Annotated in this window: 9 protein-coding genes; 4 read left to right on the forward strand and 5 right to left on the reverse strand. The window is 56.2% G+C overall.

Annotation, left to right across the window (positions count from 1 at the left end):
- Nucleotides 1-83: 83 nt before the first annotated feature.
- The gene (locus GEAM_RS14855; RefSeq protein WP_051899552.1) at nucleotides 84-404 is read right to left on the reverse strand and encodes a helix-turn-helix domain-containing protein; all 321 of its coding nucleotides are present in this window, start codon (nucleotides 402-404) and stop codon (nucleotides 84-86) included.
- Nucleotides 405-525: 121 nt separating this feature from the next.
- On the opposite strand from GEAM_RS14855, the gene GEAM_RS14860 reads away from it, so the two are divergent.
- From GEAM_RS14860 to GEAM_RS14875, 4 genes are all read left to right on the forward strand, one after another.
- Entirely contained in the window at nucleotides 526-756 is a 231-nt protein-coding gene (locus GEAM_RS14860) for a helix-turn-helix domain-containing protein (RefSeq protein ID WP_034792906.1), read from the forward strand.
- A 57-nt stretch (nucleotides 757-813) separates the two neighbouring features.
- On the forward strand, nucleotides 814-2,322 hold the full coding sequence (locus GEAM_RS14865) for a KAP family P-loop NTPase fold protein (protein WP_034792910.1): 1,509 nt from the start codon (nucleotides 814-816) through the stop codon (nucleotides 2,320-2,322).
- A 183-nt stretch (nucleotides 2,323-2,505) separates the two neighbouring features.
- On the forward strand, nucleotides 2,506-4,416 hold the full coding sequence (locus GEAM_RS14870; RefSeq protein WP_034792912.1) for an NAD(P)-binding protein: 1,911 nt from the start codon (nucleotides 2,506-2,508) through the stop codon (nucleotides 4,414-4,416).
- Nucleotides 4,413-5,591 carry a cytochrome c gene (locus GEAM_RS14875; protein ID WP_034792913.1) on the forward strand — a complete coding sequence of 393 codons (1,179 nt, stop codon included), beginning with the start codon at nucleotides 4,413-4,415 and terminating at the stop codon, nucleotides 5,589-5,591. Before GEAM_RS14870 ends, GEAM_RS14875 begins: the two co-directional genes overlap by 4 nt.
- 64 nt (nucleotides 5,592-5,655) lie before the next feature.
- On the opposite strand, the gene GEAM_RS14880 is transcribed toward GEAM_RS14875, so the two are convergent.
- The 4 genes from GEAM_RS14880 to GEAM_RS14895 are packed head-to-tail and all read right to left on the reverse strand — an operon-like array spanning nucleotide 5,656 to nucleotide 14,748.
- Nucleotides 5,656-7,062: an efflux transporter outer membrane subunit gene (locus GEAM_RS14880; protein WP_419471240.1), complete on the reverse strand. Its 1,407-nt coding sequence runs from the start codon at nucleotides 7,060-7,062 to the stop codon at nucleotides 5,656-5,658.
- A 25-nt stretch (nucleotides 7,063-7,087) separates the two neighbouring features.
- Nucleotides 7,088-10,216: an efflux RND transporter permease subunit gene (locus GEAM_RS14885; RefSeq protein WP_034792916.1), complete on the reverse strand. Its 3,129-nt coding sequence runs from the start codon at nucleotides 10,214-10,216 to the stop codon at nucleotides 7,088-7,090.
- Nucleotides 10,217-13,444: an efflux RND transporter permease subunit gene (locus GEAM_RS14890; protein ID WP_034792917.1), complete on the reverse strand. Its 3,228-nt coding sequence runs from the start codon at nucleotides 13,442-13,444 to the stop codon at nucleotides 10,217-10,219.
- A complete protein-coding gene (locus GEAM_RS14895; protein ID WP_034792919.1) occupies nucleotides 13,441-14,748 on the reverse strand; it encodes an MdtA/MuxA family multidrug efflux RND transporter periplasmic adaptor subunit in 1,308 nt (435 codons plus the stop codon). The genes GEAM_RS14890 and GEAM_RS14895 overlap by 4 nt, the downstream gene beginning before the upstream one ends.
- Nucleotides 14,749-14,961: the final 213 nt, after the last annotated feature.

The raw sequence follows: 14,961 nt of genomic DNA on the forward strand, positions 1-14,961 counted from the left end.
GGATGAAACAGGGTTAAGCCGGAAACTGCGTGAAGGTCTTAGAGGGTTTCCGGCTGAAAGTACGCCAAGAGCTGACCTTATTTTTAGACTTCAGCCGTTGCGTTGAAATGTTCTTTTTCGTGAGCTTCAATCTCCACTGCAACTTTTTTCCTACGCATAATTTTGACGATAAGCCTTCCCTGTTCATCAAAATATCGGCTCGGCCAAATGACGCTAGGAGGTAATTTCAAAGCATCAGCAATGATTTTCTCGCCTTTAGGCCATGACCTAGAGAGTGCATTAGCCAATGTCGAAGAACTTAGCCCCGAAGCTCTAGATACTGCCGCAAGTGTGGTACCACTTTTTCGTAACGCAGCAATAATGTCAGCCTGATGCCAGTCGCAAGCAGTTATCTTTCTTTTCATAGTGATGTCCTTTTCAGTTAAGTTGCTCATCGAGCACCAACCCAATGATTATCCTGTTTTGGGATATTACAGTAAAGCGATGATATTCGTTTTTGGGATTTTTTTATAACGAGTATTTTTGATGGCTTCGATTTATAACAGTGATTATCAGGAAGTGATTGGTCTGCTGAAGAAAGCAAGACAGGACAAAGGGATCACACAAGTTCAACTGGCGGAACTGCTCGGAAAACCGCAATCTTTTGTCGCTAAATTCGAAAGTGGCGAACGCAGGTTAGATGTTGTTGAATTCGCTCGCATTGCAAAGTTGTTAGATGTGAGCGCACTGGAAACACTTAATAAAATCTTTAAATAAAAGCTCAGTGATTTTCTATTAATTTTTAACTACACATTATCTCTACAAGGAAATTCTATGAATTGGGATTGGAGTGAAGAAGTTCAATATTTAAATGAAACATTACCTCCCGATAATCTAGACCGTGCAAAATATGCCAAATTCCTTTACGAAGTTGCGGCGAAGCGAGGAGAAACTTCGAACTTAGTTATTAATATCAATGCCGAATGGGGCGCTGGTAAAACGCATTTTACTCGTCGATTGGCACAAACCATTCAAGAAAAACATCCAACAGTATATGTTGATGCCTGGAAGCAGGATTTTTCTGATGATCCTTTACTCGCTATATTTTCTTGTATTTCAGAACAACTCGGAAATCAATCTGATAAATTCATTTCACTAATGAAGAAAACTGAAAAAAAAGTAGGAATACTTTTAAAAGGTGTAGCACCGGCTGTGGTTCAAGGAATAATCAAAAAAACCACCGGTATTGATGATATTTCTGAGATAGCAAAAAGTTTAACAGAAAATATGATTGAACTGCATAAAGAAAAAAGTGCTGTAATCGAGGATATAAAAAAAGATTTATCCGAATGGGTTCAATTTATAAAACAAAAAGATGCAATGAAAAAGGACCTCCCTATTTTTATATTTATTGATGAATTAGATAGATGCAGGCCGAGCTATGCCATTGACCTTCTTGAGATTGTAAAACATATATTTGATGTTAAAGGAATGGTTTTCTTCATATCAACTGACACCGCACAATTACAGCATTCGATAAAAGTTGTTTACGGACAAGGATTTGATGCACAACACTATTTAGGCAGATTCTTTGATCGAAGGTTTATCTTGGCAGCACCAAAAATAAATAAACTTTTGATGCAAAAAACAGCCAGCAATTTCATTAATGAATTTTCAATAAAAACGGAGAAGCTCACACCAAAACCATTAAGTATTGAAAACTTCATCACAACACTTTCTAATATATTTGAAGGTCTTGAAGTAAACCTCAGAGATTCAATAAAATATTATGATAAGTTATGCGACATAATAATCACCGAGGAAAGATATTATGACCCATATCTATTATTACTTTTGATGTTTATTTATGATAAAGAAACGGATTTATATTTAAAAATAAAGAGCAAAAATGAAGACAATTTCAAAGCAAACGATTTATTAGCGTACCCCAATAAATTATCATATTCCTTTAATAAAGAGCTCACTCTAAAAATAGACATTTCTGAAGAATCAACAGGTGTAATGTCTCTTTATGATCGAAGTGAAGGAAATGGATATAAATACAACATACCAAACAACAACGGCGTCGTTAATAGATCGTTCGAGCTAAGAGAATATTTAATAACATCCTTAAGCATAGCAAAAGCAGAAAATGCAACAAGTGAATATATCGATGAGTATGGAAATAATGTAACTGAAAGATGGATGTCAGGTGAAATTGAGAATGACAATAGTGTTGACATGTTTTTAAAATTGAGTTGGGCTTTTAGAAAAGATAACTCACTAGATCTTAAATTTGATGACTACTTTGATCTAGTTGAGCTATCAACAATATTGAATTAGGCAACAATATATTAAACTAGGCGCAGAATACTGTGCCTAGTACATCGCCTCCTGCTTCAACGACTACACGCTGCGCTTCATCTCCTTATGTTAAAATTGTTAAAAATATTACTACCCATAAAAGCCCTACTTTTACCGCGCCTCTCCCAGCGCGGGTTAATCAAGACTCTTTAAGGAAGCACTATGGCTATCTCTCGCCGCGATTTTCTCAACGGTGTGGCTATTACCGTCACTGCCGGCATGACGCCGTGGCAGGCGCTGCAAGCCTCGCCGCAAACTGCGACGCAAACTCTCTATTACCCGCCTTCATTGACCGGCCTGCGTGGCAACCATCAGGGCTCTTATGAGGCGGCGCACCTGCTTGGGCGCGAAGGTAAAAAAGTGGATCCTTCAAGCTTGCCGATTGAGGGTGAGTTTGACTTGGTGATTGTCGGCGCGGGCATTAGCGGGCTGGCGGCGGCGTGCTTCTGGCAGGAGCAGCATGGCAAGCAGCAGCGGATCCTGCTGCTGGACAACCACGATGACTTTGGCGGCCACGCCAAGCGCAATGAGTTCCATGTCGAAGATAAAACTATTCTCGGCTATGGCGGCAGTGAGTCTTTCCAGTCGCCGCGCACCAATTTCAGCCCGGTGGCGATGGGCCTGCTGAAGACGCTGGACGTTGATATCGAGCGCATGGCGAAAGACTTCGACCAGACCTTCTACCCGGACCTGCACCTTAGCCGTGGCGTCTATTTCGACCGCAAAAACTTCGGCGTGGATAAAATCGTCAGTGGCGATCCGGGCCGCGCCGTGGCCGATGATATCCCACCAGAGCGCCTCAACGGCCGAGATATCAGCGACTTTATCAGCGACTTCCCGCTGTCGGAAGCTGACCGTAAAACCTTGATTGCGCTGCATACGGAGTCGAAAGATTATCTGGCGGGCATGAGCAAAGAGCAGAAAATCGAGTGGGTTGATAGCCACAGCTATACCCAGTTCCTGCGTGAAAAGGTGGGCTTGAGCGAAATCGCCATTCGCTACTTCCAGCAGCGGACCAACGATTTTCAGGCCGTGGGCATTGACGCCACCTCGTGCAGCGACGCGCGGATCTGCGCCCTGCCGGGTCTGGAAGGCATGGGCTTGCCGCCGCTGGATGCCGAATCCCTCGCCGACCTCGACGAGCCTTACATCTTCCACTTCCCGGACGGCAACGCCGGTCTGGCGCGGCTGATGGTGCGCCATCTGATCCCCGAAGTAGCGCCGGGCAGCACCATGGACGACGTGGTGTTGGCGAAATTTGATTACAGCCAGCTCGACCGCGAAGGCGCGCCGGTTCGCCTGCGCCTGAACAGCACCGGCATGCACGTCGAAAACATTGAGCATCAGGGCAAGCCAGCGGTGGAAGTGACCTACATGACCGGCAGCAAGCTGCACCGCGTGCGCGCCGGGCAGGCGGTGATGGCCGGTTACAACATGATGATCCCTTATCTCGTGCCGGAAATGGCGGAAGAGCAAAAGGCCGCGCTGAAGGAGAACGTCAAAGCGCCGCTGGTCTATTCCAAAGTGGTGATCCGCAACTGGCAGCCGTTCATCAAGCTCGGGGTGCATGAGATTTACTCCCCCGCCGCGCCCTACAGCCGCGTCAAGCTCGACTATCCGGTCAATATGGGCGGCTACCAGCACCCGCGCGACCCGAACCAGCCGATTGGCCTGCACATGGTTTACGTGCCGACCCTGCCGGGCAGCGGCCTCAGCCCACGCGAGCAGTCGCGCAAGGGCCGGGCTTTATTGCTGGGCACCTCGTTTGACGCCCACGAGAAGATGATCCGCGAGCAGCTGCAAGGAATGTTCGGCGAAGCCGGTTTTGACCATCAGCGCGACATCATGGCGATCACCGTCAATCGCTGGTCCCACGGCTACTCCTACTTCCTCAGCGGCATGTTTGATGATGAAGCCGAAGCGCAGAAAACCATTCAGCGCGCCCGCCAGCCGGTCGGTCGCATCACCATTGCCAACTCCGACGCAGACTGGAGTCCGTACGCCAACTCGGCCATCGATCAGGCATGGCGCGCGGTCAACGAACTGACCGCTATGAAGAAGGTGAACGCATGAAAAAGTTGATGATGTTTACCGCGCTAATGCTGGCTAGCTCCTCGGCGCTGGCGATGTCCGATGGGGAATATGTCGCCAAAGCTGCCGACTGCGCCGCCTGCCACACTACGCCGCAGGGCCGCGACATGGCGGGTGGGCTGCGCTTTGCCACGCCGATTGGTGATATCTACTCCACCAATATCACGCCAGACAAAGCCGCCGGTATCGGCAATTACAGCTTTGACGATTTCGATAAGGCCATGCGTAAAGGCATTGCCAAAGACGGCCATCCGCTCTACCCGGCCATGCCTTACACCTCCTACGCCAAAATGAGCGACAAGGACATGCGTGCACTCTACGCCTATTTGATGGATGAGGTGAAACCGCAGCCAGACGCCAATCGCGAGAATCCAATCAGCTGGCCACTGTCGATGCGCTGGCCGCTGCGGGTGTGGAACTCGCTGTTCCTCTCCTCAGGTGAGTTCAAGCCACGGGCCGACCAGAGCTCGGAGTGGAATCGCGGCGCGTACTTGGTGCAGGGCGCGGGGCACTGCGGTGCCTGCCACACACCACGTGGCTGGGCGCAGCAGGAGAAAGCCGAGGATGAAAGCGACGCTAAATTCCTCAGCGGTGGCGAGCTGGACGGCTGGTACGCCCCTTCCCTGCGCGGCATAAAAGGCAGCCAGCAAGAGCTGGTCACCCTGCTGAAAACGGGCCGCAACACCCACGCGGCGGTCAGCGGGCCGATGGGCGAAGTGATCACCAACAGCACGCAGTTCATGACCGACGCCGACCTCAACAGCATGGCGATTTATCTGTTGAGTCTAAAAGCGGAGCCAGCTGGGTCCCCGGCGAAACCGGCAACTGTCACCGCCAACGGCCAGCAGACCTATGCCCGCTACTGCTCGACCTGTCACGGCACGCAGGGCGAAGGTCAAGACTTCAACATTCCCGCGCTGGCGGGCAATGTGACGGTCACCTCGCCAAATCCACAAACCCTGCTGCGGGTTATCCTCAATGGCGGGCAGACGCCGGTGACCGCCGAGCATATGTCGAAAACCATGCCAGGATATGGCTGGGCGCTGAACGACCAGCAGGTGGCGGAGCTGACCAATACGCTGCGCGGCAGCTTTGGCAATCAGGCCGAAGCGGTTACCACCGAACAGGTGAAAGCGGCACGCGACGCTGCTAAATAAGCCGAGTAATAAAAGCAAAAAGGCCAGCTCAGTGCTGGCCTTTTCTTTGGCTGAATCTAGCCCGTTACTGGCCTACATCGCCATTCCAGCCGCCACCCAGCGCGGCAATCAGCTTAACGCTGGTCACCATCTGGGTGCTGAGCAGTGACAGAACGTTCTGCTGCTGGCTGAGGCTGGTGTTCTCGGTGGTGGCGACGTCGAGATAGTCGATCATCCCCGCCTGATACTGGTTGTAAGTCACTCGCGCCGACTCCTTGGCAGCATCGGCGGCGCGCTGCTGGGCCAGCGTCTGGGCATCCAGCGTGCGCAGCTCGACCAGATAATCTTCCACCTCTTGCAACGCCCCTAACACGCTCTGGCGATAGGCCGCCACCTGCGCGTCATAGGCCGCCTCGGCCTGCGCCACGCGGCTGCTGGTTGCGCCGAAATCGAGCACCGTCTGGCTCAGTTCCGGCCCCAACGACCAGACGCGGTTCGGCAGGGAGAACAAGTTGTGGAAGGCGTCGCTGGCAAAACCGCCGCTGGCGCTGAGGGTCAGATCCGGGTAGTAGGCCGCAGTCGCCACACCCACCGCCGCATTGGCCGAGGCCATATTGCGCTCGGCAATGGCGATATCAGGACGGCGCTGCAACAGCTGTGACGGCAGGCCCGGCGGGATCGACGGCAGGGTGAATTTGATCTCCCGCGCGGTCAGGGTGAACTGTGCCGGAGGCTTGCCAATCAGCACCGCGATGGCGTGCTCCAACTGGGCACGCTGCCACTGGGCTTCCAGCGCCGAGGCGCGGGTGCTTTCCAGCTGAGTTTGTGCCTGAGCCAGCGTGGCGCGCGAGGTGTTGCCGCCTTCATACTGGTTCTGGATCACCGTCAGGTAGCGCTCGTAGGCGGCAATGCTGCGCTGATAGAGCGCGATTTGCTCATCCATCACCCGCAGTTGGAAGTAGTCCTGCGCCAGCTCAGACTGGGCGCTCAGCGTGGCGTTCGCCAGCTCGGCCTTGCTGGCCTGCGCGCTGGCCCGATCCTGCTCCTCGGTGCGACGCAGTTTGCCCCAGAGATCCAGCTCCCAACTGGCGCTGAGCTTGGCCGACTGCTGCTTGGTCACCGCCTGCGCCGTGCCGCTGCGCGTGCTGTCTCCAGTGGCGCTAATGGTCGGGAACAGCCCAGCGCGCGCCTCAGAAACCAGCGCCTGCGCCTGACGATACTGCGCGGCGTACTGAGCGACGTTCTGGTTGGAAATCTGCACCTGACTCAGCAAAGAGGACAGCTCAGGGTCCTGATACACCGCCCACCAGTCTCCCTTGGTTTGGTTATCCTTCGGGATCGCCGCCGTCCAGCCCTTAGCCTCTTTAAATTCCAAGGAGAGAGGAGCCGAAGGCCGCTGATAGTCAGGCCCGACGGTACAACCCACCAGCAGCAGAGCCAACGCCAGTGGGGCGAGACGGAAAACGGTGGGGCCGGAATTACGCAATGTCATCAAAGTCGTTTCGCTTTTCAATGAATTAGTCATGTGAACCTGCCGATGGCGATGGCTCATGGTGCGGGCGCAGGCGATGCCATAAACGGCGGGTCGCGCGGCTCGAACGGTCCATGTAGAGATAGACCACCGGCGTGGTGAACAGGGTCAGAATCTGACTCAGGGCCAGACCACCGGCGATCGCCAAGCCTAGCGGGCTACGCAGATCGGCGTCACCGCCGCTGCCCAGCGCCAAAGGCAAAGCACCGAAGAAAGCCGCCAGCGTGGTCATCAGGATCGGGCGAAAACGCATCAGGCAGGCTTGGGTGATCGCCTGCTGCGGCGTCAGCCCGAGGCGTCGCTCGGCGTCCAGCGCGAAGTCGATCATCATGATCGCATTCTTCTTCACAATCCCAATCAGCAGCAAGATGCCGATCAGCGCGATCACCGTCAGTTGGGTATTGGTCAGCAGCATCAGCAGCAGCGCGCCCAGCCCGGCGGAGGGCAGCGTGGAAAGAATGGTCAGCGGATGAATGTAACTCTCATAGAGCATGCCGAGCACGATATACACCGCCGCCAGCGCCGCCAGAATCAGCCACGGCATCATGCTTACCGACGAGTCGAAAGCCTGAGCCGTGCCGGCAAACCCGGCCTGAACCGTGTCCGGCAGGCCGATTTTCGCCATAGTAGTTTTGATCAACTGTTGGGCATCGCCCAGCGCCACGCCGTCGGATAAGTTAAACGCCAGCGTGGTGGTTGCCGACTGCCCCTGATGCGCCACCGACAGCGGCGCATTGGCCCCACTAAACGTAGTGAAGGCCGACAGCGGCACCTGCGCGCCACTGTCCGTGACCACATACAGCTGGTTCAGCACGTCAGGATTGCTGGTGTAGTCGTCCGTCAGGTTCATCACCACGTGGTACTGGTTGAGGGTCTTGTAGATGGTGGCGATCTGCCGCTGGCTGAAGGCGTTATTGAGCAGCGTGTCGATCATCTTGACGTTAACCCCCAGCCGGGTGGCCTTGTCGCGGTCAATGTTCAGATAGACTTCCTGCCCGCCGGTTTGCGAGTCGGAATCCACACCGGTCAGCTGCGGCAGCTTCTCCAGCGCGGCTTTAACCTTAGGCCCCCACTCGCGCAGCAGCGAAAGGTCATCAGCCTGTAGGCTGTACTGGTACTGCGCGTTAGCACTGCGCGCGCCGACTCGCAGGTCCTGCGCGGCTTGCATAAACAGCTGCGCCCCGGCCAGTTTGCTGGTTTTGGCCATCAGGCGGTTTGCCACTTGGCTGGCGGTGGCGGTGCGGTCTTTAATGTCTTTCAGGCGAACGAAGAACAGCGCGGTGTTGCGCGAACCAAAGCCGCCGCTGCCCGCCGAACTCATCACCGCGTCCACCGCCGGATCGTCTTGAATGATCTTGCTGTACTCCAGCAGCTTCGGCTGAATCGTCTGGAATGAGGTGTTTTGATCCGCGCGCATCATGCCCATCAACATGCCGGTATCCTGCTCGGGGAAGAAGCCCTTCTCCACCACGGTGTACAAGTAGAAGTTGAGCATAATGGTCAGCAGCAGGCCGAACATAGTGATCAACTGGTGGCGCATCACCCAGCCAAGTGCCGCCGCATAGCCCGCCAGCAGGCGATTAAGCCAGCGCTCGATCAGGCGATAAATGCGCGGCTGGCGCTTTTCCACCGCCGGTTTACGTCGCAGAAAACGGGCGCACAGCATCGGGGTCAGGCTGAGAGAAACCAGCATCGAAATCACCAGCGAGACGGTGAGGGTGACGGCGAATTCGCGGAACAGCCGCCCGAGGATGCCGCCCATCAGCAACAGCGGGATAAACACCGCCACCAGCGAAAGGGTCATCGACAGCACGGTAAAGCTCACTTCCTGCGCGCCTTTGATTGCCGCGCGCACTGGTCCCAGCCCCTCTTCGATATGCCGGGTAATGTTCTCCAGCACCACAATGGCGTCATCCACCACAAAGCCGGTAGCGATGATCAGCGCCATCAGCGACAAATTATCCAGACTGTAGCCCAGCAGGTACATCACCGAGCAGGTGCCGATAAGCGAGACGGGCAGCGCCAGCGCCGGAATGATCACCGCCTGCAGGTTGCGCAGGAAGACGAACACCACCGCGATCACCAGCACCGTGGCTTCCAGCAGGGTCACTTCGGTGGCGCGCAGCGAGCCGGAAATGGTGCCTGAGCGGTCCAGCGCGATGTGCAGTTCGACGTCGCCCGGCAGGTTCTCTTCCATCTGCGGCAAAGCATTTTTAATCGCCTGAATAGTTTCCAGCATGTTGGCCCCAGCCTGCCGCGTCACGCCCAGCATCACCGACGGCGTACTGTTGTAGTAGCCAACGTTGTACTTATCTTCAACCGAATCATAGACATTGGCGACGTCGCTCAGGCGAATGGCCGAACCCTGAATGTAAGTCACAATCAGGGTTTTGTACTGCGCCGCCGTGCTCTGCTGGCCGTTGCCTTCAATCATCCACGACTGGTTCGAGCCTTGCAGCACGCCCTTCGGCAGGTTGGTGGTGCTGTTGGCGATGGCGGCGCGAATGGTGTCGAGCGAGATGCCGTAATGGCTGATCGCCTCCGGGCGCAGGTCAATACGCACGCCGGGAAGCGCCGAGCCGACAATCGAAACCTGCCCCACGCCGTTCACCTGCGCGATTTTTTGCTGCAACTGGCTGGACGCGATGTCATACAGCTCGCCTTTACTGCGCGTGGCCGAGGTCAGGGAGAGCATGATGATCGGCGCGTCGGACGGGTTGGCTTTGCGGTAGGTCGGCAGCGACGGCATGCTGCTCGGCAGCAGCGCCCGCGAGGCATTAATTGCCGCCTGTACGTCGCGCGCCGCGCCGTTGATTTCACGGTCGAGGTCGAACTGCAACACCACGCTGGTGGTGCCCTGCGAGCTGCTGGAGGTCATCTCAGTGACGCCCGCAATCTGCCCCAGCGCGCGCTCCAGCGGCGTTGCTACCGTGGCCGCCATGGTTTCAGGGCTGGCCCCCGGCAGGCTGGCGCTCACCAGAATCACCGGCAGGTCTAACTGCGGCAGCGGAGCCACCGGCAGCAGGCGATAGCCCAGCAGCCCGAGCAGCAGCACCGCGCTGGTTAACAGCAGCGTGGTGACTGGCCGGAAGATGAAAAAGCGCGAGATATTCATCTATTCGCCAGCCTGCTGGTGGTTGAGCTTAGCGGCGCGTTTGCGCTTCAGGCGCGGGTTCCAGCGGGTCGCCAGACGGTCAAACATCAGGTAAATCACCGGCGTGGAGAACAGGGTCAGCACCTGGCTGAAAATCAGCCCGCCGACAATCACCAAGCCCAGCGGCTGGCGCAGTTCAGCACCGGAGCCACTGGCGAGCATCAGCGGCAGTGCGCCGAGCAGCGCCGCCATGGTGGTCATCAAAATCGGCCGGAATCGCAGCAAACAGGCTTGATGAATTGCTTCACGCGGCGACATGCCGTGTTTGGTTTCGGCCTCCAGCGCGAAGTCGATCATCATAATGGCATTCTTTTTCACGATACCAATCAGCAAGATAACGCCAATCAGCGCGATCAGGCTGAACTCGGTATCGGCAAACAGCAGCGAAAGCAGCGCCCCCACCGCCGCCGACGGCAGCGTCGACAGGATGGTCACCGGGTGAATAAAGCTTTCATACAGAATGCCCAGCACCACGTACATGGTCAGCAGCGCGGCGAGGATCAGCCACAGGGTGTTGCCGGTGGCGCTTTCAAACGAGGCGGCGGCCCCCTGATAGCGCAACGTGATGCTGTCCGGCACCTTTAGCTCGGCCATGCTCTGCTTGACGGCGGCCTGCGCCTGCTCCAGCGAATAGCCGTCTTTGACGTTGAAGGAAACCGTCACCGTCGGGAACTGGTTTAACCGCGCCTGCAACAGCGCGCCGGTGCGCATATGGATTTTGGCAATCGAAGTCAGCTTCACCATGCCCGTGGCCGAGCTGGTGGAAGTGCCGGTGTCAGACGCCGAGGTGGTCGACCCCGACGCGCTGGTGGTCGTGGTGCTATTGGCATCGGTAGAGGCCGACGAGGACGAATTGGTATTGCTGGTCGCCAGATAGATGTCGTCGAACGACGCCGGAGACTGCTGATACTGCGGCGCAACTTCCAGCACCACGCGGTACTGGTTCGACTGGGTAAAGATGGTGGACACCAGACGCTGGCCGAAGGCGTTATACAGCGCGGTGTCGACATCCGACGCCGTAATGCCGAAACGCGCCGCGGCGTCGCGGTCCAGCTCGACATAGGCCACCTGCCCCTGATTTTGCAGGTTGCTGACCACGTCGCTGAATTCCGGCAGTTGGCTGAGTTTTTCGGTCAGCTTCGGCGTCCAGGTCACCAGATTTTCACTGTCGGCATCGTCGAGGGTGAACTGGTACTGGCTTGGCGTGACCTGATCGTCCACGGTCAAATCCTGCGAGGCCTGCATGTAGAGCGAAATGCCCGGCACTGAGGCGGTTTCTTGCTTCAGGCGGGCAATAATCGCCGGAGCGCGCTCGTCACGCTGATCGAAGGATTTAAGGTTAATTTGCAGACGGCCGCTGTTCAGGCTGGTGTTATTGCCGTCCACGCCAATGGTGGAGGAGACGCTGTCCACCGCCGGATCCTGCAAAATAGCCGCCGTCAGCATCTGCTGGCGACGCCCCATTTCGCCGAAAGAGACATCCTGCGACGCCTGAGTGATGCCTTGGATCATGCCGGTATCTTGCGACGGGAAGAAGCCCTTCGGCACCACCAGATAGAGCAGCGCGGTGAACACCAAAGTCGCCGCCGCCACCAGCAGAGTGATGCGCTGATGGTTCAACACCACGATCAGCAGACGGTCGTAACCGGCAATCAGTCGGTCAAAAATTTGGCCGCCTTTGCGGTAGAAACGGCTCTGTTTCTCTTCCGGAATGTGGCGCAGCAAATAGGCGCAGAGCATTGGCGTCAGGGTCAAGGAGACCACCATCGACACCAATATCGACACCGCCAGCGTGATAGCAAATTCGCGGAACAGCCGCCCGACCACGTCCCCCATAAACAGCAGCGGGATCAGCACCGCGATCAGAGAGAAGGTCAGAGAGATAATGGTGAAGCCGATTTGCGCCGAGCCTTTGAGCGCCGCCTGCATCGGCGTTTCACCCTCTTCCAGCCGCCGGGTAATGTTTTCCACCACCACGATGGCGTCATCGATAACAAAGCCGGTGGCGACGGTCAGCGCCATCAGCGACAGGTTATTGAGGCTAAAACCGCACAGGTACATCACGCCAAAGGTGCCAATCAGCGACAGCGGCACCGCGACGCTCGGGATAAGCGTGGCCGCCACGTTGCGCAGGAACAGGAAGGTGACCATCACCACCAACGCGATAGAGAGCATCAGCTCGAACTGCACGTCGCTGATTGAAGCGCGAATGGTCTGGGTTCGGTCGGACAAAATGGTGACTTTGACCGAGTCCGGCAGCGCGGCCTGCAAAGTCGGCAGTTGGCGCTTGATGCCATCCACCACCGCAATCACGTTGGCCCCCGGCTGGCGCTGAACGCTGATGATAATTGCTGGCTGTTTGTTGGCCCAAGCCGATAAATATTGGTTTTCCGGCGCTTCGGAGAGCGTGGCGATGTCCCGCAGGCGCAGCGCCGCACCGTTTTGATAGGTGACAATCAGGTTGCCGTACTCCGCCGCGGTGCGCAGCTGGTCGTTGGCGTCAATGGTGATGGAGTGGTGTTTGCCGTCGAAACCGCCCTTCGAGCCGTTAACATTACTGTTGCCAATCAGCGTGTTGATGTCTTCCAGCGTCAGGTTGTGAGCCGCCAGCGCGCGCGGATTGACCTGCACGCGAATCGCCGGTTGATTGCCCCCGGCCAGCGTCACCATGCCGACACCGGAAATCTGCGACAGCTTCAGCGCCACACGGGTATTCACCAGATCCTGCACTTTGGTCAGCGGCAGCGACTCAGAGGTCACCGCCATGGTCAGCACGGCGCTGTCAGCCGGGTTAACCTTTTTGTAGGTTGGCGGGTTCGGCAAATCCTTCGGCAGCAGGTTGTCCGCCGCGTTGATTGCCGCCTGCACTTCCTGCTCGGCAACGTCGAGAGAGAGGTCTAGCGAGAACTTCAGAGTAATAATCGACGAGCCGCTGGCGCTGGTGGAATACATCTGGCTCAGCCCGGCCATTTGCCCAAGCTGGCGCTCAAGCGGCGCGGTAATGCCCGACGCCATCACGTCCGGACTGGCGCCCGGGTAGAGCGTGGTCACCTGAATGGTCGGGTAATCCACCTGCGGCAAGGCCGAGGTAGAGAGCATGTTGTAGGCGAAAATGCCCGACAGCATCACCGCCACCATCAGCAGGATGGTAGCGACCGGCCTTTGGATAAAGAGGCGTGATGGATTCATTTCGACCCGCTGTCTTTGCCGGTAGTGGCCTTATCAACACCGCCTTGTTCAGCGCGCTGTTTTGAGCTTCCGGCCTTGCTGGCTGCGGCTTCATCCTCGGCGCTGGCGGTCACCACCTGCACCTTGCTGCCATTGTTCAGGTGATCAATACCGGTGGTCACCACCTGCTCACCGAGCTGAATGCCGGACAGAATCGCCACTTTGTCGTCGCCGAAGGCCGGGCCTGCTTTCACTTCGCGGCGCTCGACGGAGTTGTCGGCTTTCACCACATAGACGAAGTCACCGTTGCCACTGAGCTGCAAGGCCGCCGCCGGAATAACCGTGGCTTTCTCCAGCGTGCCGACTTGCAGACGCGCGTTAACAAACTGATTCGGATAGAGCTTTTCGTCCTGATTATCAAACAGGGCTTTCAGCTTGATGCTGCCGGTGCTGGTGTCGATTTCATTGCTGATGAACTGCAACTTACCCTGCCCGAGCACCTCGCTGCCGTCTTGGTCAAAAGCAGTGGTCGGCAGCTGCTGCCCGCCACGCAGGGCTTTAAGCAGAGTTTGTAGATTGCTTTGCGGCACGCTGAAGGTGACGGCAATCGGCTGAGTTTGGGTGATGGTGACGATGCCCGTGGTGCTGCCGCTGGTGACCATATTGCCCGGGTCAACCAGACGCAGGCCGACGTGGCCGCTAACCGGGGCGGTGATTTTGGCGAATTCGAGATTGAGCTTGGCGGCGGCGATTTGCGCCTGATCGGCCTTCACCGCGCCGGCGTACTGGCCTGCGGTCGCCATTTGGCTCTCTAAATCTTGTCGAGCTAAGGAGTCTTGCGCGTAGAGTTTCTTATAGCGCGCCAAGGTCAGCTCGGCGCTTTTCGCCAGCGCCTGATTCTGGGCTAAATCGCCCTGATACTGCTCCAGCGTCGCCTGATAACTGCGCGGGTCAATCTGCGCCAACAGCTGCCCCTGCTCCACTTTCTGCCCTTCGGTGAAGTAGACCTTCATCAGTTGGCCATCCACCCGGCTGGTGACGGTCACCGTGGCATTGGCGACCACGGTGCCCAGCGCGCGCAGATACACAGGCACGTCGGCCTGTTCCGCTTTCCCCGCCTGCACCGGCGTTTGCGCCCCGGCCATTGCCGCGCCGTGCATGCCGCCGCGCATTCCACCTCGTCCCGGCCCGGCCTGCTTGTCTGGCGCACCCGAACTGCTGTGATGGAAGGCAAAATACCAAACCAGAATAGCCGCGATAATCACCGCGATGACTAACCACAATCTATTGCGGTTTTTAGGACGAGAAGAGGTATTTGGCAGCATAAAGTTATTGGCTTCGCACTAATAATGAGAAGAAAGCAGCTGAAAACGATCCTTCAACCAGAGAGTTCCGTTACCCGGCATTTATTATCCCGAAAAAACCCTGCGGCTGTTTTAGGACTGCGCAAAGATTGCGTTAACAATTAAGAAAGTATATTTCGGGTGAATGGGTGGAATTCTAACATTGAATTGAACGTAAGTGAGAAAGATTACCAA

The organism is Ewingella americana ATCC 33852, assembly GCF_000735345.1.
GTDB classification, from domain to species: domain Bacteria; phylum Pseudomonadota; class Gammaproteobacteria; order Enterobacterales; family Enterobacteriaceae; genus Ewingella; species Ewingella americana.